This is a genomic window from Pseudomonas sp. CFBP 13727 (genome assembly GCF_014841915.1).
Lineage (GTDB): Bacteria > Pseudomonadota > Gammaproteobacteria > Pseudomonadales > Pseudomonadaceae > Aquipseudomonas > Aquipseudomonas baltica.
In genome coordinates this window covers 17362-41289 of record NZ_JACYUT010000006.1, presented here as the reverse complement: position 1 = coordinate 41289, position 23928 = coordinate 17362, and the positions used below count along the sequence as shown (strand labels likewise).

17 protein-coding genes and 1 tRNA gene are annotated in these 23928 nt (G+C 63.8%); 10 read left to right on the top strand and 8 right to left on the bottom strand.

Annotated elements, in window-relative coordinates; translation table 11 throughout:
* Window positions 1-7 precede the first annotated feature (7 nt).
* The 3 genes from IFT76_RS17915 to IFT76_RS17905 all read left to right on the top strand — a co-directional run bounded on the left by IFT76_RS17915 (window position 8) and on the right by IFT76_RS17905 (window position 5655).
* On the top strand, window positions 8-754 hold the full coding sequence (locus IFT76_RS17915; protein ID WP_192059599.1) for an SDR family oxidoreductase: 747 nt from the start codon (window positions 8-10) through the stop codon (window positions 752-754).
* Window positions 755-1393: 639 nt separating this feature from the next.
* Complete coding sequence (locus IFT76_RS17910; protein WP_244647982.1) at window positions 1394-4228, top strand: bifunctional diguanylate cyclase/phosphodiesterase; 2835 nt, start codon at window positions 1394-1396, stop codon at window positions 4226-4228.
* 29 nt (window positions 4229-4257) lie between these two features.
* A complete protein-coding gene (locus tag IFT76_RS17905) occupies window positions 4258-5655 on the top strand; it encodes an FAD/NAD(P)-binding protein (RefSeq protein ID WP_192059594.1) in 1398 nt (465 codons plus the stop codon).
* Between the two features lie 216 nt (window positions 5656-5871).
* On the opposite strand, the gene IFT76_RS17900 is transcribed toward IFT76_RS17905, so the two are convergent.
* Window positions 5872-6978: a Gfo/Idh/MocA family protein gene (locus IFT76_RS17900; protein WP_192059592.1), complete on the bottom strand. Its 1107-nt coding sequence runs from the start codon at window positions 6976-6978 to the stop codon at window positions 5872-5874.
* A gap of 108 nt (window positions 6979-7086) precedes the next feature.
* A tRNA-Leu gene (locus tag IFT76_RS17895) sits at window positions 7087-7172 on the bottom strand.
* A 239-nt stretch (window positions 7173-7411) separates the two neighbouring features.
* Between IFT76_RS17895 and IFT76_RS17890 the strand changes: the two genes are divergently transcribed.
* The 3 genes from IFT76_RS17890 to IFT76_RS17880 all read left to right on the top strand — a co-directional run bounded on the left by IFT76_RS17890 (window position 7412) and on the right by IFT76_RS17880 (window position 12637).
* Window positions 7412-9682: an ATP-binding protein gene (locus tag IFT76_RS17890; protein ID WP_192059590.1), complete on the top strand. Its 2271-nt coding sequence runs from the start codon at window positions 7412-7414 to the stop codon at window positions 9680-9682.
* 3 nt (window positions 9683-9685) lie between these two features.
* Window positions 9686-10147: a response regulator gene (locus IFT76_RS17885; protein ID WP_122477893.1), complete on the top strand. Its 462-nt coding sequence runs from the start codon at window positions 9686-9688 to the stop codon at window positions 10145-10147.
* Window positions 10148-10258: 111 nt separating this feature from the next.
* Window positions 10259-12637 (top strand): hybrid sensor histidine kinase/response regulator, encoded by a 2379-nt coding sequence (locus IFT76_RS17880; protein ID WP_192059588.1) that lies wholly within the window; start codon window positions 10259-10261, stop codon window positions 12635-12637.
* A gap of 18 nt (window positions 12638-12655) precedes the next feature.
* Here the strand turns inward: IFT76_RS17880 and csrA (IFT76_RS17875) are convergent, their stop codons facing one another.
* Window positions 12656-12850, bottom strand: a complete 195-nt coding sequence (gene csrA, locus IFT76_RS17875; RefSeq protein WP_192049304.1) for a carbon storage regulator CsrA — start codon at window positions 12848-12850, stop codon at window positions 12656-12658.
* 195 nt (window positions 12851-13045) lie between these two features.
* Here csrA (IFT76_RS17875) and IFT76_RS17870 point away from each other — a divergent pair, with 195 nt between their 5' ends.
* Entirely contained in the window at window positions 13046-13378 is a 333-nt protein-coding gene (locus IFT76_RS17870; protein WP_122477898.1) for a hypothetical protein, read from the top strand.
* 87 nt (window positions 13379-13465) lie between these two features.
* On the opposite strand, the gene csrA (IFT76_RS17865) is transcribed toward IFT76_RS17870, so the two are convergent.
* From csrA (IFT76_RS17865) to IFT76_RS17855, 3 genes are all read right to left on the bottom strand, one after another.
* A complete protein-coding gene (gene csrA, locus IFT76_RS17865; protein ID WP_122477900.1) occupies window positions 13466-13663 on the bottom strand; it encodes a carbon storage regulator CsrA in 198 nt (65 codons plus the stop codon).
* Window positions 13664-13919: 256 nt separating this feature from the next.
* Window positions 13920-15737, bottom strand: coding sequence for a glycoside hydrolase family 15 protein (locus IFT76_RS17860; protein WP_192059585.1), 1818 nt, complete (start codon window positions 15735-15737; stop codon window positions 13920-13922).
* Window positions 15730-16530: a glucose 1-dehydrogenase gene (locus IFT76_RS17855; RefSeq protein WP_192049308.1), complete on the bottom strand. Its 801-nt coding sequence runs from the start codon at window positions 16528-16530 to the stop codon at window positions 15730-15732. Before IFT76_RS17855 ends, IFT76_RS17860 begins: the two co-directional genes overlap by 8 nt.
* A gap of 153 nt (window positions 16531-16683) precedes the next feature.
* On the opposite strand from IFT76_RS17855, the gene IFT76_RS17850 reads away from it, so the two are divergent.
* Entirely contained in the window at window positions 16684-16827 is a 144-nt protein-coding gene (locus tag IFT76_RS17850; RefSeq protein WP_163007541.1) for a hypothetical protein, read from the top strand.
* Window positions 16828-16887: 60 nt separating this feature from the next.
* On the opposite strand, the gene uvrA is transcribed toward IFT76_RS17850, so the two are convergent.
* Both uvrA and IFT76_RS17840 read right to left on the bottom strand, forming a co-directional pair.
* A complete protein-coding gene (gene uvrA / locus IFT76_RS17845; RefSeq protein WP_192059584.1) occupies window positions 16888-19392 on the bottom strand; it encodes an excinuclease ABC subunit UvrA in 2505 nt (834 codons plus the stop codon).
* 81 nt (window positions 19393-19473) lie between these two features.
* Window positions 19474-20511: a DNA topoisomerase IB gene (locus tag IFT76_RS17840; RefSeq protein WP_185793271.1), complete on the bottom strand. Its 1038-nt coding sequence runs from the start codon at window positions 20509-20511 to the stop codon at window positions 19474-19476.
* A gap of 230 nt (window positions 20512-20741) precedes the next feature.
* On the opposite strand from IFT76_RS17840, the gene IFT76_RS17835 reads away from it, so the two are divergent.
* Window positions 20742-21242 carry a CS1 type fimbrial major subunit gene (locus IFT76_RS17835; protein WP_122477908.1) on the top strand — a complete coding sequence of 167 codons (501 nt, stop codon included), beginning with the start codon at window positions 20742-20744 and terminating at the stop codon, window positions 21240-21242.
* Between the two features lie 82 nt (window positions 21243-21324).
* Window positions 21325-23847 carry a TcfC E-set like domain-containing protein gene (locus IFT76_RS17830; protein WP_192059582.1) on the top strand — a complete coding sequence of 841 codons (2523 nt, stop codon included), beginning with the start codon at window positions 21325-21327 and terminating at the stop codon, window positions 23845-23847.
* Window positions 23848-23928 lie beyond the last annotated feature (81 nt).

The window sequence follows — 23928 nt, the reverse complement described above, 5'->3', positions numbered from 1 at the left end:
GTATTTCATGGAAAAAGTCATTGTCATCACAGGTGGCAGCCGAGGTATCGGCGCTGCGACCGCGCTGCTTGCGGCAAGCCAGGGCTATCGTGTGTGCATCAACTATCGCAGTGACGACGCAGCGGCCATGGATGTGCTGCAGCAAGTGCGGGCGCTGGGCGTGCAGGCCATCGCGGTGCGTGCCGACGTCAGCCGCGAAGAGGGTGTGTTCCGTTTGTTCAGCCAGGTTGATGCCGAGTTGGGCCGGGTCACTGCGCTGGTCAACAACGCGGCCACCAACGGCCCCAGGGCGCGGTTGGACGAGATGTCCGAGCAGCGCCTGCTCGGGTTGATGACGACCAACGTAGTCGGCCCCATGCTGTGCGCCAAGCATGCGGTAGGGCGGATGTCGCGGCGGCATGGCGGCCAGGGTGGGGTGATCGTCAACGTGTCGTCGATCGCCGCTCGGCTGGGTTCCGCGGACGAGTACATCGACTACGCGGCGTCCAAGGGGGCTATCGATAGCTTCACCATCGGGTTGGCCAAGGAGGTGGCCGGCGAGGGCATACGGGTCAATGCGGTTCGTCCCGGAATGATCTACACCGATTTCCATGCCCTGTGCGGTGAACCGGGCCGGGTTACGCGCAAGGAAGGCGCCGTGCCCATGGGCCGCGGTGGCCAGCCGGATGAGATTGCCCAGGCGATCATGTGGTTGGTGAGCGATCAGGCCAGCTACACCACCGGCGCCCTGCTGGACGTCGGCGGCGGCCTGTAAACCCGACCCCCTCCGGTAGGAGCGGTCATCGGCCGCGAAAGAATCGCCGCCGTGTACCCGCCACACCGCGGCGCCTGGTTCGCGGCCACGGACCGCTCCTACAGAGATTGCATTTACCCCTCCCGTAGGAGCGGTAATCGGCCGCGAAAGAATCGCCGCCGTATACCTGCCACACCGCGGCGCCGGGTTCGCGGCCACGGGCCGCTTCTACAGAGATTGCATTTACCCCTCCCGTAGGAGCGGTCATCGGCCGCGAAAGAATCGCCGCCGTGTACCCGCCACACCGCGGCGCCTGGTTCGCGGCCACGGGCCGCTCCTACAGAGATTGCATTTACCCCTCCCGTAGGAGCGGTCATCGGCCGCGAAGGGCTGGCACCGTATACCTGGCACACCGCGGCGCCGGGTTCGCGGCCGCGGACCGCTCCTGCGGATCCGCCAGCAGAGCGTCGATGTTGTGTCGCTTGTGGCGGGACAAGGGGTTTGCGACACAAAGGTTTGCCGTAAACGTCAGGGCCGTTCGTGGGGCTTGCCATTAGATGGCCATAGGCTCGAAGATGTACGCCGTTGGTTTTCTGGCATGGAGCGTCTATGAGTTCCGATTCCCCGACCTTTGCCGAGTTCGGCAAGGGCTCTACGCCCATGCTCGAGGCAGCATCGCTGGAAGCGATTCTGCAGCAGGCCCGTGAATGGCCCCACAGCACTGCGTGGGCGTGGTACCGGGCGGGCGAACAGCTGCATCTCGAAGGCCAGGGCGACCTGCAGCGACACTGGCCCCTGGTGCTGGCCAACCACGAACTGCAGCGTTTCTGCGAAAGCTGCAGTCTCCAGTTGTGGCCGACCGGGCAGGGCGAAGGGGTACTCGGCTGGCTGATGGCCCCTGTGCACGTCACCCACGACGGGGCCCTCGCCGACCTGGCCGCTGCCATCGGTCGCCAGGTGCAGACCGACGCTCTGGCCCGCGCGCAGATCACTCAACGCGTACTTTACGAAATCACCTACCTGGCCAGCTCGACTCGCGACCGCGGGATTTTCCTGGTGGGTGTACACAAGCTCCTGGCGAGCCTGATCGATGCAGAGAACTTCTACCTGGCGCTCTACGATGCGCAAAGCGGCAAGATCACCTACCCCTACTACGTGGACGTCATCGACGTCGAAGCGCTGGAAGCGGAAAACTACGAGTACCTGACCCCCGAACATCTGTCGCTGACCGGCCAGGTACTGACCAGCGGCCAGCCCCTGCTGATCGACGCCAAGGGTATCGCCCTGGCAGGGCGGCAGGGGCGTTTCCACTGCGTGGGGCACATCCCCGAATTCTGGATGGGTTCGCCGCTCAAGAACGCCCGCGATGAAGTGTTCGGCATGATCGCCATGCAGGTCTACGACGTGGAACGGGCCTACAGTGCGGAAGACCGTGCCCTGTTCCTGGTGGTCGCCCGGCACGTTGCCATGGCTCTGGATCGGATTCTGCATCGTGCCGACCTGGAAGAAACGGTGTCGCGGCGTACCCAGGAATTGTCCCAGCTCAATGCCGCGCTGCGCCTGGAAGTCTCCGAGCGCAAGCGCGCAGAGCACCTGCAGGTCGCGCTGTTCCAGATTGCCGAGCTGTCGAGCAAGCCAGGCGAAATCGACGGCCTCTATCACAGCCTGCACGTGATCGTCGGCGACCTCCTGTACGCACGCAACTTCTACATCGCGATCTTCGACGGCGAAAGCGGCGAAGTCAGCTTTCCTTACTATGTCGATGAGCAGCTCACCGGCCGCCCGCAGCCGCGCCGGGGGCGGCGTGGCCTGACCGAGTACGTGATTCGCCAGCGCTGCGCCTGCCTGATCGACTTCGACGCCGCGACGCGTCTGATGATCCAGGGTGAAATCGAAGACAGCCGCGAGCTGGTCCGCTCGCAATCCTGGCTCGGTGTTCCTCTGTTCGACGATGATCGCGTGCGCGGCGTACTGGTGGTGCAGAGCTACGCCAGTGACGTGCACTACACCCTGCGCGACCAGGACCTGCTGACCTTCGTCTCGCGCCACATCGACACCGCGCTGTCGCGCCGCAGCGCTGCCGAAGCCATCTACGAAGCCAACCTGCGGCTGGAAGCGCGGGTGCAGAGTCGAACGCGCGAGCTTGACCATGCCAACGCCAAGCTGCAGTACGAAAACGCCCACGACGCACTGACCGGGCTGCCCAATCGCATTCACCTGCAGCAGCGTCTGGCCCTGGCCTGGGACCAGTACTGCACCGATGGCCGAGAACTGGTGGTGATGTTCATCGACCTGGACCGTTTCAAGATGGTCAACGACAGTTTTGGTCATCACTTCGGCGACCAGTTGCTCAGGGAAGCCGGTGCGCGCCTGCGCAGTTGCCTGCGTGAAGATGACCTGCTGGCCCGCCTGGGCGGCGACGAGTTCGCGGTGCTGGCGCCGGATTCGAACCTGGAAGCTGCCGTGGAAATTGCCGAGCGCATTCTGGTGGCGTTCGACCGGCCTTTTTTCATCAATGCCCACGAGGTGTTTTCCTCGTGCAGCATCGGCATCGTCGGCGCCGACAGCCAGTTCCACAGCGAAACGGCCGACTTGCTGCGTGACGCCGACAAAGCGATGTACCGGGTCAAGAATGCCGGTCGCGACAGCTATGCAGTGTTCAACCAGGCGTTGCGCCGCGAAGTCTCCGACCAGGTCGAGCAGGAGGGGGCGTTGCGCAATGCGCTCAAGCGCAGCGACGAACTGCTGCCCTATTTCCAGCCCATCGTCGACGTACAGACCGGCGAGGTGCGGGCGCTGGAGGCCTTGATCCGATGGCACCAGCCGGACGGGCGCATCGTCGCCCCCGGGCATTTCCTGCCCGCGCTCGAAGGCCTGCGGCTGATCGGCCGCCTCGACCTCTACATGCTGACCTGCGTAGCGGAGATTCTCGCCCAGCCGGCGCACGCAGACTGGCCGCCGGTGCACGTGAACTGCTCCAGCTACAGCATTACCCGCAGCGGGTTCGCCGACGAAGTGCTGGCCGTGCTCGCGCGGCACCACGTAGCGGCGTCGCGAATCTGCCTGGAACTCACCGAGGGCGCGCTGGTGGCCGAGCCGGCCATGGCGCAGCGGACCATGCAGCAGCTGGCCGAGCACGGCATGAGCGTGGTGCTCGATGATTTCGGAGCCGGTTTTTCATCGCTCAGCTACGTTCACCAATACCAATTCAACGGGTTGAAGATCGACAAGTCGTTCATTCTCGAATTGACCAGCAGCGCGCGCAGCCGGGCGATCGTCCGTGCCATCGTGCGCATGGCCGAATCGCTCGGGCTGACGGTCGTCGCCGAAGGGGTGGAGGACCTTGCCACCCTGCAGTTGTTGCGCGAGATGGGTGCTTCCCAGGCCCAGGGCTATTACTTCGCCCGGCCCGCAGCACTGCACGATCTGGATCTGGCGGCTTGCCGGGGCATCGTGGCGGCGTCGCAGCGGCCGGGTGCCTTGCATGACGTATGATCGGCGCCATCGTCCTTGAGAACTTACCCATGACCGATGTTGTATCCAGGCACGCCGATGTAGTGATCATCGGTGGCGGCTTGAGCGGGACCCTGCTGGCGGTGCAGTTGCTCAGGCAATCTCACGCACGGCGGATCGTCATCATCGAGCCGCGCCCCGAGCTCGGCCGAGGTGAGGCTTACAGTGCCACTGAGTTGGGGCACACCCTCAATGGCAACGCGGCGCGCATGAGCGTCGACCCCGACAACGCCGACGACCTGACCGAGTGGCTCACCCGGTTCATCGACGACGGCGGGTGGCCGCAGTCGGCCGAGCAGTCGCTGCCGGTGGCGGAGCTGTTCCCGCCGCGCGGCATCTTCGGGCTCTATGCCCAGCAACGCCTGGCCGAGGCACGTGCAGCGGGTGCCCGGTACGGGGCCACGGCAGAGCATGTGCGCGCACAGGCGATCGATCTGCAGACCCATCCTGAGCAGGTCGAGATCACCCTGGACAACGGCCAAGTGTGGTTCGGGCGCCAGGCGGTGCTGGCCACGGGCATGTTTCCCGCCGCGCGCACCGCCTTGAAGGCGCCGGGTGGGCTGAACGCTGGGGCGGTCGACCCGTGGGACGTGCAGGCCATGCGTGGCCTTGACCGTCAGGCCCGGGTGTTGATCATCGGCTCGGGACTGACCATGGTCGATGCCGTGGTTTCGCTCGACCAGGCCGGCCATCGCGGGCCGATCACGGTGATTTCGCGGCACGGTCTGTGGCCTCATGTTCGTCGCCAGCCGCCGAGCTGGCCGGATTTCCTGGCGGCGGCCGACGATGTGCGCAGCCCGCGCCAGCTCATGGCCGAGGTGCGCAAGCAATGCCGCCAGGCGCAGCAGCAAGGCGTCGACTGGCAGGCGCCGCTGGACACCGTGCGTGCGCATATCGCCCGGCTCTGGAGCCAGGCCAGCGAACGCCAGAAACGCCAGTTCGTGCGCCATGTACGGCCCTGGTGGGAAAGCCACCACCATCGGTCACCGCCGCCCAGCGACGCGCTGGTGCAGAGGCTGATACGCGAGGGGCGGCTGACCCTTCAGGCGGCCAGCTATCAGCGCGCCGACGGCACGACCCTGACCATCCGCCGGCGGGGCGAATCTGCCTCGGTGCAGCTGCACGGGGATGCGTTGATCAATTCCAGTGGTATCGAATATGACTGGCGGCGGGTCGACAAGCCGTTGCCGCGCCAGCTTCTGGCGCGTGGCTTGATCCGGCCGGGGCCTTTGGCCCTGGGCATAGAGGCTGACGTCGAAGGTGCTGTCGTGGATGCCCAGGGGCTGGTCGCCGAGCGACTGTTCGCCATGGGCCCGCCGTTGCGGGGGATGTGGTGGGAGAGTACCGCTGTGACCGACGTCGCGGCGCAGGCCAAACGCCTGGCAACGACCCTGCTGAGCCGCTGCTGAACCCGGAGTGCACCCGCCACACCGCCGCGCGCTCTTCGCGGCCACGGACCGCTCCTACGGGGATTGCGGTTCCTCTTTTCGGGCGGTCATCGGCTGTGAAAAGGGTGTCCGGTACAGCCTACGGACCGCTCCTACAGGGGGAACCCCAATCTTCGTAGGAGCGGTCATCGGCCGCGAAGCAGGCGCTGCGGTCATTCAGGCAGATCGGTGCACTGCTCAGTCGTTGGGTTCAGTGGTATTGACGTACGGCGGCACCTTGGCCAGGGTCAGCGATCGCGCCTGATCGGCTTGGATGCCCTGACGCGAAGCCAGCGGCTCGAGCTTCTGGATCTCGCCGGTCTGCAGCGAGCGCTCGATAGCGGCCAGCACTCGCACGTCACGCCAACCTTCGTCACCATCCGCTTCGGGCTGGCGGTCTTCGAGGATGCACTGAGAGAAGTACTCCGTCTCACCGCCGAACTGATCGACCACCGGGAAGGTATGAGCCTGCGTTTCGCCGTCGATGATCGCGCGATAGGCAATGGCGACGCCTTCACCGAAACCGAAGCAAGGCGATGCCTCGAACTCCCCCTTGGTACCGATCAACTGGAACCGCTCGGTTGCCGGCAGGCTGTAGCTGACGGTGAACGTAGCCTGACGCTGCTCGGAGAACCGCAGAGTCACACTGACGGTGTCTGGCGTGTTGATCGGCCGTCCGGGTGTTTGCGCACCAACGGCATGAACTTCCAGCGGCTCGCCGCCGAACAGGTTGCGCACGGCATTGAGCGGGTAGGGCCCCATGTCCGCCGCTGGGCCCGCCCAGAAGCCGCTTTTCATCCGGTGGTTCTCGGCATCGGTATGTTGCGTGAAGGTGGCGGTAAACAGCCGTGGCTCACCGATATCGCCGCGGCGCACGCGCTGGACCATGTCCACGGTGCCCGGCTCGCAATGCAGACGGTAGGCGATCATCAGCTTGGCGTTGCCACGCTCGGCAGCCGCATTGATTGCCAAGCAGTCTTCCTCGCTGGCAGCCATGGGCTTTTCCAGCAGCACATGGATACCGGCTTCGAGCGCCGGGACGGCGAATTCGCGATGACGGAAGTTGGGCGTGGCCAGGTAAATCGCATCGATCTCGCCCGACGCCAGCAGTTCGGGAAACTGCTCGTAGCTGTAGCTCTTGAGGTCATACATCGCAGCCAGTTCATCGGCCTTGATCGGGTCGCCGGTCACCAGTGCAGTCATCACCGAATTGCTGGTCTGGTCCACACCGGGCATGAACGCACCTTGCGAAATCCAGCCACCGGCAACCACGGCGTAACGAATTTTTCCCTGAGCATCAGGCATGGGTCGGGCCTCCTTGTGTCACCAGGCGAAATGCGTGGCGTATAGGAAGTCGGCAAGCTGAGAGGGCAGGAGTTCCCGAAGATTGGGAAGAGGGGGGAGAAATCGAGATGGTGCGAGGTGCGGGAATCGAACCCGCACAACCAAAGGTCGTCAGATTTTAAGTCTGATGCGTCTACCAATTTCGCCAACCTCGCATAGTCGCGCATCATACTGATTAGGCTGAGAAATGTCATGCGCTAATGGTTCGATGGCGCGGCCTGCAAAACATGCACCCGCAGTGGCTAAAATCAATTTGCCATTAATGAACGTAAAGCCTACATGGCGCGTCTTAATTTGCTAAGGTGGTAGCCGATTGTAAGTTTTTCACATGCCACGGTTGGCGACCATGCAATGGCTTGCAGCACCGCGCTGATAGGCCGCCAGGAGATCCACTGTGACATCACGCGAGACTTCGGTCCTGCTCGCCGCTGCCATCGAGCAGTGCGCGAGCGAGCCCATACGTACGCCGGGCAGCATCCAGCCGCAGGGTTTCATGCTGGTGCTCGACGCCGCCGCCCAGCGTGTGCTGCAGGTCAGCGACAACGTCCGCCATTGGCTGCAGCTCGAGCCTGCGCACCTGCTGGAAACGCCGGTCGCCGACCTGATCGAGCGAGGTGCGGCACTGTCGGCGCGCCTGGCCGCCTGGTCCGGGGAAGAACAGCAGCCATTTCATTTCGCCGATGTGCGCTTCGCCCAGGGCAGCCGTCGCCAGATTGCCACGGCGATGATGGTGCACCGCGTCGACGGGGTGATCGTCGCCGAGTTCGAGCCCGCTGCTGATGAGGCCCATGCCTATGGCGCCTTGTACCCAATGGTGCGGACGTTCATTGGCCAGTTGCACAACGCCCAGGACATTCTCGAGTTGTGCGAGCGCTCGGTGGTCGAGGTGAAGCGCGTGACCGGCTTCGGTCGGGTCAAGGCCTACAGTTTCGACGAGACGGGCAACGGCACCGTGCTGGCCGAGGCACGGGACGAGGGCTACCCCAGCTACCTGGGGCTGTGCTTCCCGGCGTCCGATATTCCGCGTCAGGCCAGGGAGCTGTACTGCATCAACCGCATCCGGGTGATCGAAGATGCCAACTACCAGGCATCGCCGCTGATGCCGGCCAACAACCCCCTGACCGGCGAGCCGTTGGACCTCAGTCATGCAGCACTGCGCAGCGTTTCACCCGTGCATGTGCAGTACATGCGCAACATGCAGACGATGGCGTCGATGTCGATTTCCATCGTGGTCGACGGCCGGCTCTGGGGGCTGATCTCCTGTCACCACGACCAGCCTCATGCGGTCGGTTTTCAGACCCGCACTGCTTGTGAGCTGCTGGGCAGCGTCTTGTCGCTGCAGATCGAAACCAAAGCCGTCCATGCGCAGCATGAGCGCATGCTCGAACTGCGTCGGCAGATCGTCCAGTTGCTCTCCGCCATGGCCGACAGCGACAGCGTGCGTGCCGGCCTGCTGACGCTGCCCGAGACCTTTCTGGGCTTCGTCCGCGCCAGCGGTGCGGCGATCATCGCCGAGGCGCGCTGCGAATTGCTGGGTGACACGCCCCCGCAGGCGCTGGTCGATGCCCTGGCAGTGTGGCTGGCCGAGCGCGGCGGGCAGGAAATATTTCACAGCGACAACGTCGGTCGGGACCTGCCCGAGCTGCCCGAACTGGCGCGTTACTGCGGCGGTGTGCTGGCCGTGGCGATTTCCGAGATTCATTCCCACTATTTGATCTGGTTCAAGCCGGAGCAATCGCACACGGTGACTTGGGCAGGGCGGGCAGAAAAAAGCCTGGACAGTGCCGGTGTGCTCAATCCACGCGCCAGCTTCGATAGCTGGAAGCAGGAAGTCAGCGGCTTCTCAAGCCCCTGGGACGCACTCGAGATCGAAGGCGTACACGAACTGCGCACCGCCGTGCTGGGCATCGTCCTGCGCAAGGCCGAGGAACTGGCGCAGTTGGCGGGTGAACTGAAGAAATCCAACAAGGAGCTCGAGGCGTTCTCGTACAGCGTGTCCCATGATCTGCGTGCACCGTTGCGTCACATTGCCGGCTACGCCGAATTGCTGGCCGATTTCGAAGGCCCCAAGCTGTCCGAGCGAGGCTTGCGTTTTCTCGAACACATCGGCGAGTCGGCGCGGTTTGCCGGCACCCTGGTCGACAACCTGCTGAGCTTTTCCCAGATGGGCCGTTCGGCCCTGCGTTTCACCGACGTCGACCTCAACGCGCTGGTCGAGTCCATCCGCCTGGAGATGCAGCCCGATTACGAAGGTCGCGATCTGCAATGGCAGGTGGCGGCACTGCCGCGCCTGGTGGCCGACGCCGCGTTCGTGCACCTGGCGCTGCGCAACCTGTTGTCCAATGCCATCAAGTACAGCCGCACCCGCGAGCATGCGGTGATCGAAGTCGGCGCCTACCAGCAGGACGCCGAGACGATCATTTTCGTGCGTGACAATGGCGTGGGCTTCGACATGGCCTACGCCGGCAAGCTGTTCGGGGTGTTCCAGCGCCTGCACCGCATGGAAGAGTTCGAAGGCACCGGCATTGGCCTGGCCAGCGTGCGCCGCATCATCGAACGACACGACGGCCGGGTGTGGGCCGAAGGCGCCCTGGATCAGGGCGCCACTTTCTACATGGCGTTGCCGCGACGTACACATTCCGCCGGCACGAATCTACCGAGGTAAGCGATGCTCAAACCTATTCTTCTGGTCGAGGACAATCCCAAAGACCTGGAGCTGACACTGGTGGCGCTGGAGCGCAGCCAACTGGCGAACGAAGTCATCGTCATGCGTGACGGTGCCGAAGCGCTGGACTACCTGCTGCGCCGCGGCAGTCATGCGGCGCGTGACGCGGGCAACCCGGCGGTGCTGCTGCTGGATCTCAAGCTGCCAAAGGTCGACGGGCTGGAAGTGCTCAAGGTGGTCCGCGAAACCGAACAGTTGCGCAGTATTCCCACGGTCATGCTGACCTCATCCAGGGAAGAACCGGATCTTGAACGGGCTTACTCACTTGGAGTGAACGCTTACGTGGTCAAGCCGGTCGAATTCAAGGAATTCGTGTCTGCCATCTCCGACCTGGGTATTTTCTGGGCGGTGTTGAACGAGCCCCCACCCGGCTCGTCGCGAATCGTTCGTCGTCCCGGCTCTTGAGTCCTGCTCGCGCTGTGTGACGGTCGAGACCAACCACACCCAGCGTGCCCCACCCAATGGCGCACGGACGGCGCTAAGCGCGCCACACTCCAGCCACGTATTCGGATCTCTATGCCGCCCAAGCCTTTGCAACTGCTGTTCGTGGAAGACAGCCCCCTCGATGCCGAACTGGCGCTGATGACCCTTGAGCGCGCGGGCGTGGCCGTCGAGTCGACCCTGGTGTTCAATCATCAGGGTGTGGAGCAGGCGCTGGCGGACGGTGCGTTCGACCTGATTCTGTGTGACTACATGCTGCCAGGCTCATCCGGCCCTTTGGTGCTGCAGGCAGCGCAGCGCCTGGCGCCGATGACGCCGTTCATCTTCCTGTCCGGGGTCTACGGCGAAGAGCATGCGGTCGAGATGATGCGCCAGGGCGCTATCGACTATGTGCTCAAGCAGAACCTGAGCCTGTTGCCCCGCGCCATCCAGCGCGCCATGGACGAAGTTCACGAGCGTCATCGTCGGCGCGACGCGGAACGTTCCCTGCAGCATGCCGAAGTACGTGCGCACATCGCCACCAACGCGGCGCGCATGGGTGTCTGGGACTATGCGCCGCCCAGCGACACACTGCTCTGGGATGAACGCTGCCGGGCACTGTACGAGCTTGACCCCGCTGCCGAGGTGAACCTGGCGCTGTTTCTCGACTACTGCCACGGCGAAGACCTGCCCGTGGTTCAGGAGCGCATGACTGCAGCCTTGACGGTCGACGATGGGCGGTTGTTTCACATCGAGTATCGCGTGCGTCTGGCCAGCGGTACCCTGCGCTGGATTGCCAGCCATGGGCAGGCCTTCTTCGAAGACGGCGTGTGCGTGCGTTTCACCGGCGTCATCCAGGACATCACCGAGCAGAAGCAAGCGACCCAGGCCCTTGAGCAGCTCAACGAGATGCTTGGGGAGCGGGTGGTCAAGCGTACCCGCGAGCGCGACCGCACCTGGGAGCTGTCCCGCGAGTTGCTGGGGGTAATGCGCTTCGACATGTCGCCGGTGTCGCTCAACCCCGCGTGGGAATCCACACTGGGCTGGACCCGTGAGCATCTGGGCAGCATCCAGTTGTGGGAGATCATTCATCCCGACGATCTCGCGGCAACCCGCCGCGAGACCGAGAACATCGCCAACGGCAATGTCTCGACCCGCTTCGTCAACCGCATGCGCCACGCCGACGGAAACTACCGTTGGTTATCCTGGACCATCGTTCCGGACGAGGGGCTGATGTACACCGCCGTGCGCGACATCACCGGTGAGCGTGAAGTGCTGGATGAGCTGGCCGGTGCCAACCATCAGCTCCGTGAGCAGATCGACGAGCGCCAACGCATCGAGGCCACGCTGCACCAGCTGCAGCGCCTGGAAGCGGTCGGCCAGCTGACGGCGGGTGTGGCGCACGACTTCAACAACCTGCTGACGGTGATCCTGGCCAGTACCACCTTCATTGCGCGCGATTTCGAGAAAGGCAGGACCGAACGCATTCAGGGCCGCCTGCAGAACATCAAGGAGGCGGGCGAACGCGGTGCCAAGCTCACCGGTCAGTTGCTGTCCTTCTCCCGCCGCCAGCGCCTCGAGCCGGTGGCGGTGAACCTCAACGGTACCGTGGAAGGCATGATCGAGCTGTTGCAGCGCACCCTGGGTGGCAGCATCTGGATCGAAACCGACACCGCGCCCGACTTGTGGAATGCATTGGTGGATCCGACCCAGACCGAGATGATCATTCTCAACCTGGCGATCAACTCCCGCGATGCCATGCCCGGTGGCGGCACCTTGCGCCTGTCCACGGCCAACGAAACGGTGAGCATGGCGGCGCAGCGTCCGGAAGACCCGGAGCCCGGCAACTACGTGGTGCTGTCGATCCAGGATTCGGGTACTGGCATGAGCCAGCAGGTGGTGGCCAAGGCCTTCGAGCCGTTCTTTACCACCAAGGAAGTGGGCAAGGGGTCAGGCTTGGGTCTGGCTCAGGTGTTCGGCTTTGCCAAACAGTCGGGTGGGGGCGTGGCGATCATGACCTCGCCGGGCTACGGCACCACTGTGAAGGTCTACTTGCCGGGCGTTCCGGATCAACTCGTGGCGCAGGCAGACGAGCCCGCCTATGTCGCTGCCGATCATGACGAAAGCGAGCGCCAGACTATACTGCTGGTAGACGATGATCACGACGTGCGGGAAGTGACGGCGACCATGTTGCAGGGCCTCGGCTACAGTGTGATCGAGGCCGACAGTGCCGAGCAGGCGCTGAACAAGCTGGACCCCAGTGTCGACCTGGTACTGACCGACTTCGCCATGCCTGGCACCAACGGCGGCGAGTTGGCGCATATGATCCGCCGCCGTCACCCACGATTGCCGATCGTGTTCGTGACCGGTTATGCCGAGCTCGACGGCCTCGATTCCGAGCACTATCCTTTGGTCCAGAAACCCTTTCGCGAGCAGGACCTGGCGAGCAAGATCAGCGCTGCCTTCCGTGCCTAGCGACCGATGCCTGCCGATCTAGCGGCCGGCCGTTTTGGGTACCATCGGCACGCCTGCCTTGATGCGTTCGTAGATCTCTTGGCGATGCACGGCCACATCCCGTGGCGCGTCAATGCCCAGGCGGACCTGACCGCCCTTGACGTCGATGATGGTGATACGAATATTGTCTTCGATAACGATGCTTTCGTCGGTGTTGCGCGTCAATATCAGCATGATGGAATCCTTGCGCTCGGGGGATTTCGTTCCTGGCATCTCTGATTAGTGACGTATGCCGTGCGGGAATAATTCCTTTTGAATGCGCGCACCCTGCCTGCAACTGTTCTTCCGGCAGAGTTGTACTGAACCACCAGCCGTGTAGAAGGTCGGTTACATAAGGCATCGCCTTGATTACCCACAAGAGGTAGGCATATGACAGACGTAGAATTGGAAACCACCAAGCAGTTCATGGAATGGGAAGACTCGTCAGCGAATTATCTGGACGAGCAGGTTCGCCATGAGGAAACCCTCAAGAACGGCTGCCGTATCGTGGTGCGCGCACGCAAGATCGGTGAAGACAAAATCTCGGTGTTCTTCGGTACTTACGGCGTGGATGGCCGGGTGATCAAGGAACAGACCGAAATCCGCGATGGATTGACATGTGCCAAGGATGCACTGGCGTTCGCCACAGACAAGGCAAAGCGTCATGCAGGGGGTGGGGCAGGGGCTCCAGACGACAATCATCACCAGGCAACGCCTGTCTGACCGTGTGAGCGGTGACTTCGCGCCGCTGTGCAGCTTGGCTGAAGCCAGCTGCATGGCGGCGTTCGAAGGACCGCGGCAAGTGGCCGATCAGGCCTGGCCATCTCCCTTTTCCGGTGCAGGGCTGCCTGCCTGGATACGCTTGAAGATTTCTTCGCGATGTACCTGTACATCCTTCGGCGCATCGATGCCGATTCGCACCTGCATCCCTTTCACGCCAAGGATAGTGATCTTGATGTCGTCATGAATGACGATGCTTTCGCCTACCTTGCGGGTGAGTATCAGCATGAACGGCTCCTTGATTCCTTTGCTTAGAATTTATCCGGTGTTTGAAGTGTGTCGGTTGCTACCTGAATACGGACGCAACATGACAATTTTAATTCCCTCGGAGCGCCCTGTTTGTGGATACGCGGCAGTCATGGCACAACGAGTGGCACTAGGCGCCAGTATGGCGTGGTTCTGTACAGGCGCCTAGCAGATTGGCATTACGTTTGGTTTATCGGGGCGATAGTGGCACTCTTGCCACCATCGCTGAAACGAAACCCTAGGGTTGCCACTGGGTACGCTGGCCACTCAGCTTCCTGTCAAGAAAGCTGGCGGCGCTGATCAGAGCCAGATGGCTCAACCCTTGGGGGGTATTGCCCAGGTGATGGCCATGCCGATCGAACTCCTCGGCGAACAGCCCCAGCGGGTTGGCATAGCGCAACAACTGCTCGAACTCCAGATGCGCCTTTTCCACCTGGCCAGCCCGTGCCAGGCACTCCACATACCAGAACGAGCAGGCGGTAAACGCACCTTCGTCGCCCGGCAGGCCATCATCCTGGCGGTAGCGGTAGACCATGCCGTCACGCACCAGGGTGCGCTCGATTGCCTCCAGTGTGCTCAGCCATTGCGGGTCGCTGGCACCCACGAAACGCACCAGTGGCATCAACAGCATGGAGCCGTCGAGCTCGACGCTGCCCAGCTTCTGTACGAAATGCCCAGCATCGGCGTTCCAGAAATTATTCCAGATGTCGTCGTGAATCGCCTGGCGTTCCTTGTCCCAGCGCTCGAATGGAGCTGGCAGCGAACGCTTCTCGGCCAGACGCAGGGCCCGATCCAGAGCAACCCAGCACATCAGGCGTGAGTGCAGGTAATGCTCGGGCGGGTTGCGCATTTCCCAGATGCCGACGTCCTTCTGATGCCAGCTGCTGCACACTTTGTCGACGATGTGGGTGACGTGTTTCCAGCCTTGGTGGGAGATCGCCTCGCCGTACTTGTTGGCCAGGTACACGGCGTCCAGCAGTTCGCCGTAGATATCCAGCTGAACCTGATCATGGGCGCCGTTGCCCACCAGCACCGGCTTGGCACCGCCATGCCCGCTCAAGTGATCGAGCTCGGACTCTGGCAGCTCTTCGCGTCCGTCCAGGCCATACACCACGCCCAACCGGGCTGGCTCGTCGCAGCATTCGCCGACACGGTCGCGTACCCAGCGCATGTAGTCGTTGGCCTCGGTGGTGAAACCCAGGCGCATGAAGGCGTACACGGTGAACGATGCATCGCGGATCCAGGTATACCGATAGTCCCAGTTGCGCACGCCACCGGGCGCTTCGGGAAGGCCGAACGTCGCGGCGGCGATGATCCCGCCGTGACGACGTGACGTCAGCAGTTTCAAGGCCAGTGCAGAGCGATCGACCATCTCGCGCCAGCGACCCTTGTAGTTCGAGTGGCCGATCCAGTTGCGCCAGAACGCCAGGGTTTCGTCCAGGCAGGCCTGGCCTTCACCGGCACGCACCATCGGGTCTTCGGCGCCGCCGAGGATGAATTCGGCGCATTCGCCTTCCTTGAGTTCGAACACGGCGATGGCGCTGTGCGCCTCGATGCGCAAAGCCTGGGTCGCCGACAGCCGCAAGGTGGGCTGGCCTTCGGCGCTGAAGCAGACGTCCTCGCCGCTGGCGTGGGCCTGGGTATCGGCGCGGCTGTAGTCGTGCCGAACCCGGCAGCGCAAGCGGATGGTGGCAGTGCCGTTGCGCACTTCTACCAGACGTATCAGCCGGGGCAGGGCGTCGGCCGCTGCGGCGACCGGCATCAGGTCGGTGACCTCGACCACTGCGTCCTGGTCGATCCAGCGGGTTTGCAACACGTTGCTGTCGGGCAGGTAGATCTGCTGGCGACGCGCGCCGGGCAGGTCCGGGGCGAGTTCGAACACACCTGCGCGCTCGCAGTCCAGCAGGGCCGTGAAAATGGAAGGGCTGTCGAATTCCGGCCAGCAGCAGAAGTCGATACTGCCGTTGTCCGCGACCAGCGCGGCGCTGCGCATGTCGCCGATGATGCCGTGGGCCTCGATCGGGCTTTGCAGGGTGCTGCAGACGTCTTCAGCCATTGTTTCGGAACCCCGGATACAAGCTCATGCCACCGTCGATGAACAGCGTGGTGCCGTGCACGTAGTCACTCAGATCGGATGCCAGCCAGACGACCGCGTTGGCGACGTCGTCGACCTCGCCGACACGGCCGTAGGGAATCAGTTCGAGCAGCTTCTTCTCGGCGTCGCCTTGGGTGTTTTCTTCGTTGATGGCGGTGCGAATCGCGCCAGGGGCGATCGAGTTGACGCGAATGCGCTGCTCGCCGACTTCCTGGGCGATGCTGCGCATCAGCAGATCGATGCCGCCCTTGGAGGCGGCGTAGTTGACATGGCCGGCCCAGGGAATCAACTGGTGCACCGAGCTCATGTGGATGATCTTGCCGGCCGCCCGCGACAGCCAGGAGCGCGGGCCCTGTTTCTGGAACTGTCGCAGGGCAGCGCGGGCACAGAGGAATTGGCCGGTGAGGTTGACCTCGATCACCTTGTTCCAGTCGGCCAGGGTCATGTCGACCGTGGCAGCATCACGCTGCAGGCCCGAATTGGCGACCAGAATATCCAGTGCGCCGTAGGTGTCGATGGTGGCGGCGAAGAGCCGCTCGACGTCGTCTTCCTTCGACACGTCCGCGCCCACCGCAATGGCTTTGCCACCCCCCTCGCGAATCTCTGCAACCAGGCGTTCGGCGGGCTCGGCGTGGGAATTGTAGTTGACGACCACAGCGGCCCCGGCGGCGGCCAGTGCCTTGGCGGCAGCGGCGCCCAGGCCGGAGCTGGCGCCGGTGACCAGGGCAACCTGTTTGTCCAATGAAATCTGCATCCGGGATGATCCTCCAATAATGGCGTTTCAATGCTGACTGGCGATGCGGTGCGGGAGTTCAGCGCAGAAACGTTTGGGCACGAATGCCGAAGGCAGCTGCCTAAATCAAGTACCGGCTCGATGAGCCGTCCAGCCCCTGCCAGGAGAGACACCGTGGACAAAGAATCCAAGCGTGAAGACCTCGACCACAAGCCGGAAAATGCCGGCAAGGTGGGTGAGCAACACAAGCGCGCCAACCAACAGGGCGAAAAGGCCCGCAGCCCGTCCGACGAAGGCCAGAGCAAGCCGGTCGGTTGAAGCAACCCTGGGCAGCCCCGCGCGCTGGGGCTGCCGCTATGTGTGCTCGGTGGACAGCCGCTATACAGGTTCCGCCAGTGCGCTTTGCAGATAGGTTGCAGTGCGGCTGGCGCTGACCTTGGCCACGTCTTCCGGGCGCCCGGCTGCGACGACTTTACCGCCTTCGTCACCGGCCTTCGGGCCGATGTCGATCACCCAGTCCGCCTGCGCTACCACGCGCATGTCGTGCTCCACCACGATCACGCTGTTGCCGGCATCCACCAGATGATTGAGTTGCTGCATCAGCCGGTCGACGTCGCTGGGGTGCAGCCCCGTGGTCGGCTCATCGAGCACGTAAAGCGTGGCGCCCCGCTGGTTGCGCTGCAGCTCGGTAGCCAATTTGATGCGCTGTGCTTCACCGCCGGACAGTTCGGTGGCCGGTTGGCCCAGGCGCAGGTAACCCAGGCCGATGTCACGCAGCACGGTCAATGGCCGCAGCACTGCCGGCTGTTCGGCGAACACCTCGCACGCCTGGTGGACCGTGAGCTGCAACACGTCGGCAATGCTGCGGCCTTGCCATTTTACCGCCAGGGTCTTGGGGCTGTAGCGCGCGCCATGGCAGGTCGGGCAGGGGCTGAACACGCTGGGCATGAACAGCAGCTCGACGCTGACGAAGCCTTCGCCTTCACACTCAGGGCAACGTCCCTTGGCCACGTTGAAAGAAAACTGCCCGGCATCGAAACCGTGCCGCTGCGCATCGGGGGTGGCCGCGAACAGCTTGCGCACGGCGTCGAACAGCCCGGTGTAGGTGGCCAGGTTCGAACGCGGCGTACGACCGATAGGCTTCTGGTCGACCTGCACCAGGCGCTTGATGCTGTGCATGCCTTCGACGATATACCCCGATTCGGTCTGCGGTACGGCGTCTTCGAGCACGTCCTCGACGTCTTCGCGAGCCTGGCCCAGATGCTCGCCCACCAGTTCCAGCAGCACCTGGCTGACCAGGCTCGATTTGCCCGAGCCGGAAATCCCGGTAACGGCCGTGAAGCACTGCAGGGGAAAGTCGGCAGCGACTTTGTGCAGATTGTTGCGGCTGACGTCGGCCAGCTTCAGCCAGCTTGCGGTAGGCCGACGCGGGCGCGGCAGCGGCACGGCGCTGCCGTACAGGTAGGCACGGGTCTGCGACGCGTCGACCTGGGCCAGCCCTTTGGGCGGTCCGCTGTAGAGCACCTGGCCGCCTTGCTCGCCCGCCAGTGGCCCGACATCCACCACCCAGTCGGCGCGGCTCATGGTGTCCAGGTCGTGTTCGACCACGAACAATGAATTGCCTGCCGCTTTCAGCCCTTGCAGGGCGGCGTGCAACGATTCGCCATCGGCGGGGTGCAGGCCGGCGGTCGGTTCGTCCAGCACATAGACCACGCCGAATAGCTGCGAGCCCAGCTGGGTGGCCAGGCGCAAGCGCTGCAGCTCGCCCGAGGACAAGGTGGGCGTACTGCGCTCCAGCGCCAGGTAGCCCAGACCAAGGTCGATCAGGGTGTTCAGGCGACCCAGCAGGTTCTGCGCAAGCTGCTCGGCGGCCATGCGCTTCTCTTCACTGAGCTTCTTGCCGACTTGCTTGCCATCTGCCACCGGCTTGAGTTTCTGCGCCAGCTGGGTGAGCGGCAGTCGCGAGAACTCACCAATGTCCAGCCCGGCAAATGTCACGCTCAGTGCTTCCGGCTTGAGCCGCTTGCCGGCGCAGACCTCGCACGCGGCACCGATCATGAACTGGCTGACGCGCTTTTTCATCAGCGCGCTTTGCGAGTGGGTGAAGGTGTGCAGCACATAGCGCCGTGCGCCGGTGAAGGTGCCCTGGTAGCTGGGCTCCAGCTTGCGCTTTAGCGCGTCGCGGGTCTGCGCCGGGGTCATCCCGCCGTACACCGGCACCGTCGGGGTTTCCTCGGTGAAGAGAATCCAGTCGCGCTGCTTTTTCGGCAGGTCACGCCACGGCACGTCGACGTCGTAGCCCAGGGTCACGAGGATGTCGCGCTGGTTCTGGCCCTGCCAGGCTGGCGGCCAGGACGCGACCGCGCGCTGGCGAATGGTCAAGCTGTCGTCGGGCACCATGGTTTTTTCGGTGACCTCGTACACCCGGCCCAGGCCGTGGCAATGCGGGCATGCCCCCTGTGGCGTATTGGCCGAGAAATCTTCGGCGTAGAGCATGGCCTGGCCAGGCGGATAGGCGCCGGCCCGCGAATAGAGCATCCGTACCAGGCTGCCCAGGGTGGTGACGCTGCCCACCGACGAGCGTGTGCTCGGCGTGCCGCGCTGCTGCTGCAAAGCCACGGCCGGCGGCAGCCCCTCGATGCTGTCGACATCGGGCACCCCGACCTGATCGATCAGGCGCCGGGCGTAGGGCGCCACCGATTCGAAATAGCGCCGCTGGGCTTCGGCGTACAGGGTGCCGAAGGCGAGAGACGACTTGCCCGAGCCCGACACCCCGGTGAACACCACCAGGGCATCGCGGGGTATATCGACGTCGACGTTCTTGAGGTTGTGTTCGCGCGCGCCGCGCACTTGGACGTAGCCGCTGGGAGCGGTAGGTTTCATGAAAAGCCTTGGAATGTATGAGCGTTGCTATAACCGACCGCAGTGGCCACGCACAATTCCGGTGGTCGTTGCAGCGCTCGCTCAGGCCGCCGCCACCAGCCGCTCCAGGAACGTGGCCAGGGCCACTTCTTCCAGGCGCAGCCCTTTGCGCTGACGCGGCTTGGGCAACTTGGCCAGCTCACCCATGACGAAATGCTCCAGCACCTTGGGGTGGATGTAGCACTTGCGACACACCGTGGGGGTATTGCCCAGCTGCCTCGCCACGGCCTTGACCATGTCGACGATGTGCTGTTTGGCATCGGGTTCGGGCTGCCAGTGCAGCTCGCGCAGCATGGCCAGCGCCAGCGCGCTGCCGGCCCAGGTGCGGTAGTCCTTGGCGGTGAAATGCGCGCCGGTGATCTGGTGCAGATAGGCGTTCACGTCATGGGAGCTGACGCTATGGCGTTCACCATGCTCGTCCAGGTACTGGAACAGGTTCTGCCCAGGCAGCTCCATGCAGCGCTTGACGATGGTGGCCAGCCGACGGTCCTTCACCGTCACGGCGTGTTCGACGCCACTTTTGCCGCGAAACTGGAACGCGATGGTATGCCCCTTGACCTCCACGTGCTTGTTGCGCAGCGTGGTCAGTCCATAGGACTTGTTGTCCCGGGCGTACTGGCTGTTGCCAACCCGGATCAGCGTGTTGTCGAGCAGCGAGACCACCGCGGCCATCACCTTGTTGCGGTCCAGGCCCGGCGCAGCCAGATGTGCTTCCAGCTGCCGGCGCACCTTGGGCAGCATCTTGCCGAACTCGATCATGCGCGAATACTTGTCTTCGTCGCGCACCTCGCGCCAGCGCGGGTGATAGCGGTACTGCTTGCGGCCGCGGGCATCGCGCCCGGTGGCCTGCAAATGGCCTTGGGGGTCGGCGCAGATCCACACATCGGTATAGGCCGGTGGAATCACCAGTGCATTGATGCGCTTGATCTCGTCGGCATCGGTGATGCGCTCGCCGCTGGCATCGAAGTAGGCAAATTTGCCGCGCAGGGTCTTGCGGCGCAACCCTGGCTGGTTGTCGTCCACGTAATGCAGGTCTGGCGGGAGTACAACGGTCTGAAGGTCGTCTTCGATGTCAGGCATGGCTCGGCTCAGTGAAGGTACTTAGCCTTGTAGACAGTAGGAATCTTTCGCCGTGCAGTCAGACAGATCGCCCGTATTGTCAGACTCGTCACTTCATCGGTCAGACCTGTCTGACAGCCAAGCCAGCGAGGCTTCGGGACAATGTCGCCCATCGAGTTGAACGCCGCTCAGCCGTGAACGCTGCGGCCAATTCGATCCATCGTCCCTATGCCCAAGCTGGAGAAGTCCCCATGAAGAAAATCTACGCCGCGTTCCCATTGGCATGTTGTCTGGCCAGCCCGGTGTGGGCTGCCGATCAGATCGAAAAGCAGGTCACGGTGACCGCAACGGTTCCCACCGCTGCCTTCTTCGTCGAGCCCATCGGCGGCAACTGGATGAACGACCCACAGGACATGGCGTACAACTCGTTCACCAAGACCTTCGCACCGATCCGCAAGCAGCTGCAGGCCAAGAACACCGCCGCCGGCGGTATCAGCGCCAAACTGATGCGCCCGGCGGTGATCGTCAGCGGTGCCGACCAGATCCCCCTCACCGTGTCGGTAGGCGGCAAGAGCCTGAACCACACCACTGCGCAGCTGGTGGTCACCCAGGCCGATGCCCAGGCCGGCAACGGCGCCGTGGTGGACTTCCAGATCGCCTCGGCACTGGCGGCCGGTACCGCACCGAACGCAGGCAACTACCAGGGTGAAGTGAACATGATGTTCGAGCCCGGTCCAGTCGTTGCGCCCTGACCCGGGATAGACCCCACCACCCACGCGCTTCCTGGCCATCCACTCGTGCTGGGCCGCGAAGCGCGTTCACGAAAAGACCTGCATGTTCAAGACTACCTCATTGGCCAACGCCATCGGTGTGGCGCTAGGCGCGGGCTGGCTGCTGCTCGGACCCGTGCCGGCGCACGCCGCCAACACGCCGCCTGCCCTGGGGATCCTCGGCCAGGCCCAGGGCCTGCCGGCAGATTTCGCCGAGCATTTCTTCGATGTCCCGCTGGCGGTGCGTGTCGATCTGGACGGCCGCCTGCTGGGCGAGGCGCTGGTGGTGCTCGGCCGTGACGACACGCTGCAGTGGCTCGAGTACACCGATACCAGCGAAAGCCGGGAGACCCCGGTGGTACGGCAACGCTGGGCACAACGGTTGAGCGAGGGCGTGAGTCTGGGCAGCTGCACGACACAGTGCACCGATGGCTTGGTGGCCGTGCATTACAGCCTGGTCAACTCGCAGCTCTCGTTGCTGACGCGCGCCGTCGAGCAGACCACCGATGTCCAGCGCTACCATGCCTTGCCCGAGCAGGCCGAGCACGGGCTGATCCTGCGCAACCAGCTCAACCTCAGCCAGGCAGGCGATGAAACCGTTGGCCGCTACGCCGTGCAAGGGGTGGGCAGTGTCGGCGACTGGAGCACTCAGGCCAACCTGCAGATGGACAAGACCAATTTTCATGGCCTGCGCCATCGCGTGGACCAGCTCTATGCCGAACGCATCGAGCGCGATCGTTTCCTGCGCCTGGGGTATTTCGACCCGGTCGCCCAAGGCCTGATACGCCAGCCGCGGTTGATGGGCAGCACGGCGCAAACCGCCTTGGGGGTCATGCTCGGCAGCAGCGACACGCTGTACATCGACAATGGCACAACCAGTACCACGCCCATCTATGTCACGCCCAGCCGGCCCGGTACGGTCGAGATCTACCGCAATGGCCAGCTGATCAACACCCAGGCGGTGCAGCCGGGCCTGCAGACCCTGGACACTCGGGTCTTGCCCGGCGGCATCTACGCGGTGGAAGTGCGCTTGCTGGAGGACGGCCAGGTGACGTCGCGCAGCAACGAATTCGTGTACAAGCCCAGTGCCTGGCGCAACCCGGAACAGCGCTGGCGCTACAACGCCTACGTGGGTCGGCAGAGCACGCTGTTCAGTAACTGGGAGCAAGACCCGAACGGCGGGCTGGCTGCCGGCGTGATGACCAACTACCTGATGCATCCCCGGGCAATCGTGGGGCTTTCGGCGCAGCAGGTCGATACGCAGACGCAAGTGGGCACGTCATTGGACTGGGATGCCCTGGACCGCCTCAAGCTGTATGGCAACCTGTACCGCACCGACCGTCGCGGCAATGGCTACGACCTGCAGGGCGTGTGGAGCCATGGCTCGGGCAATGTGGTGCTCAACCACAACCGTGCCTGGCTGCACCCCCAGCGCGAACGCGGCGACAGCTACTACGTGGACCGTCGCGAGCCCGCTCGGCTCACCACCCAGACCTCGCTGTCGGTCAGCCATCGGCTCACCCGCAACAGCACGCTCACCGCCCGGCTCAGCCGAACCGACGGGATTGAAGCCGGCAATGCACTGGACCTGGGCTGGGCACGTTATGGCCAGTTCATGGGCACCGACGCCAACTGGCGAGTTTCGCTGTTCGACCGCCCCGGCACCGCCAGCACCGACGACCAGCGCAACCGCGGTATCAACCTCACGCTGAGCATGGCGCTGGGTGGGCCGGGCAAGCGCTTGTCTGCCAGCCTGGGCACCCGCACCGGGCGCGACGGCGAACGCGATCGCAATGCCTCGCTCAGCTACCAGCAGGACATGGGGCAAGGCACGCTGCGTACCTTGGGCGGGACCCTCAATGCCGACCGCTACGGCACCGGGCTGGGGGTCAACGCGGGGTTCCAGAACAGCGCCCTGTACGGCGATGCGTTTGCGCTCAGTTCTTCCTACAACGGCCAATTGTCTTCGGGCCTGAACATTGAAAGCACCTTGGCGCTGGGTGATGGCAAGGCTGCGTTCAGTGGTGAAGTCATGCCCCACGACGCCAGCCTGATCGTCGACCTGGAGTCGGACGTCCCCGGGCTCGAGCTGCGTGCCGATGACCACCTGGGCGGCGCTGCGCTGCTGCGTCCCGGGCGCAACGTGCTGCCGGTGGGTGCCTATCGCGCTGGTCACGTGCAGCTGGGCTTCGATAAGCAGGACCACCTGGCGGCCGACATCCAGCCGCCGACCCTGGACTACCACCTCAACAAAGGCGCGGTGCAGTACCGCCAGTTGAAGGTGGTGCGTACCGTCACCGTACTGGGTCGGGTCGTCGACCACGAGGGCAGGGCACTGAAAGGGGCGCAGGTGATCAACCATGCCAGCCGCAGCGTGACCGAAGCCGATGGCTTCTTCGCACTGGAAATGAGCGAGAGCAATCCGACCCTGGAGATCCGCCAGGGCGGCGTCCAGCGCTGCCTGCTGACCCTCGACACCCACACCAGCAAGCGCGAGCAGGATGTGCTGCTGCTGGGTGATCTTGCATGCGTCGCCGAGGGCGTTGCCGCCCTGACGACACCGAAACCGACAGGAGAGGCCGGATGAACGGCATTGTCGCAAAACATCGGTCACGTGCCCTGCTGGCCTGGGCCCTGATGGTTCTGGCAGCACCTGCGTGGGCTGCCG

Coding starts and splice junctions, on each gene's coding strand:
- IFT76_RS17860 (WP_192059585.1), bottom strand. CDS start 15,737: ATGGCTGAAGACGTCTGCAGCACCCTGCAAAGCCCGATCGAGGCCCAC.
- IFT76_RS17855 (WP_192049308.1), bottom strand. CDS start 16,530: ATGCAGATTTCATTGGACAAACAGGTTGCCCTGGTCACCGGCGCCAGC.
- IFT76_RS17900 (WP_192059592.1), bottom strand. CDS start 6,978: ATGCCTGATGCTCAGGGAAAAATTCGTTACGCCGTGGTTGCCGGTGGC.
- IFT76_RS17880 (WP_192059588.1), top strand. CDS start 10,259: ATGCCGCCCAAGCCTTTGCAACTGCTGTTCGTGGAAGACAGCCCCCTC.
- IFT76_RS17870 (WP_122477898.1), top strand. CDS start 13,046: ATGACAGACGTAGAATTGGAAACCACCAAGCAGTTCATGGAATGGGAA.
- csrA (WP_192049304.1), bottom strand. CDS start 12,850: ATGCTGATATTGACGCGCAACACCGACGAAAGCATCGTTATCGAAGAC.
- IFT76_RS17910 (WP_244647982.1), top strand. CDS start 1,394: ATGCTCGAGGCAGCATCGCTGGAAGCGATTCTGCAGCAGGCCCGTGAA.
- IFT76_RS17840 (WP_185793271.1), bottom strand. CDS start 20,511: ATGCCTGACATCGAAGACGACCTTCAGACCGTTGTACTCCCGCCAGAC.
- IFT76_RS17835 (WP_122477908.1), top strand. CDS start 20,742: ATGAAGAAAATCTACGCCGCGTTCCCATTGGCATGTTGTCTGGCCAGC.
- uvrA (WP_192059584.1), bottom strand. CDS start 19,392: ATGAAACCTACCGCTCCCAGCGGCTACGTCCAAGTGCGCGGCGCGCGC.
- IFT76_RS17830 (WP_192059582.1), top strand. CDS start 21,325: ATGTTCAAGACTACCTCATTGGCCAACGCCATCGGTGTGGCGCTAGGC.
- csrA (WP_122477900.1), bottom strand. CDS start 13,663: ATGCTGATACTCACCCGCAAGGTAGGCGAAAGCATCGTCATTCATGAC.
- IFT76_RS17905 (WP_192059594.1), top strand. CDS start 4,258: ATGACCGATGTTGTATCCAGGCACGCCGATGTAGTGATCATCGGTGGC.
- IFT76_RS17915 (WP_192059599.1), top strand. CDS start 8: ATGGAAAAAGTCATTGTCATCACAGGTGGCAGCCGAGGTATCGGCGCT.
- IFT76_RS17885 (WP_122477893.1), top strand. CDS start 9,686: ATGCTCAAACCTATTCTTCTGGTCGAGGACAATCCCAAAGACCTGGAG.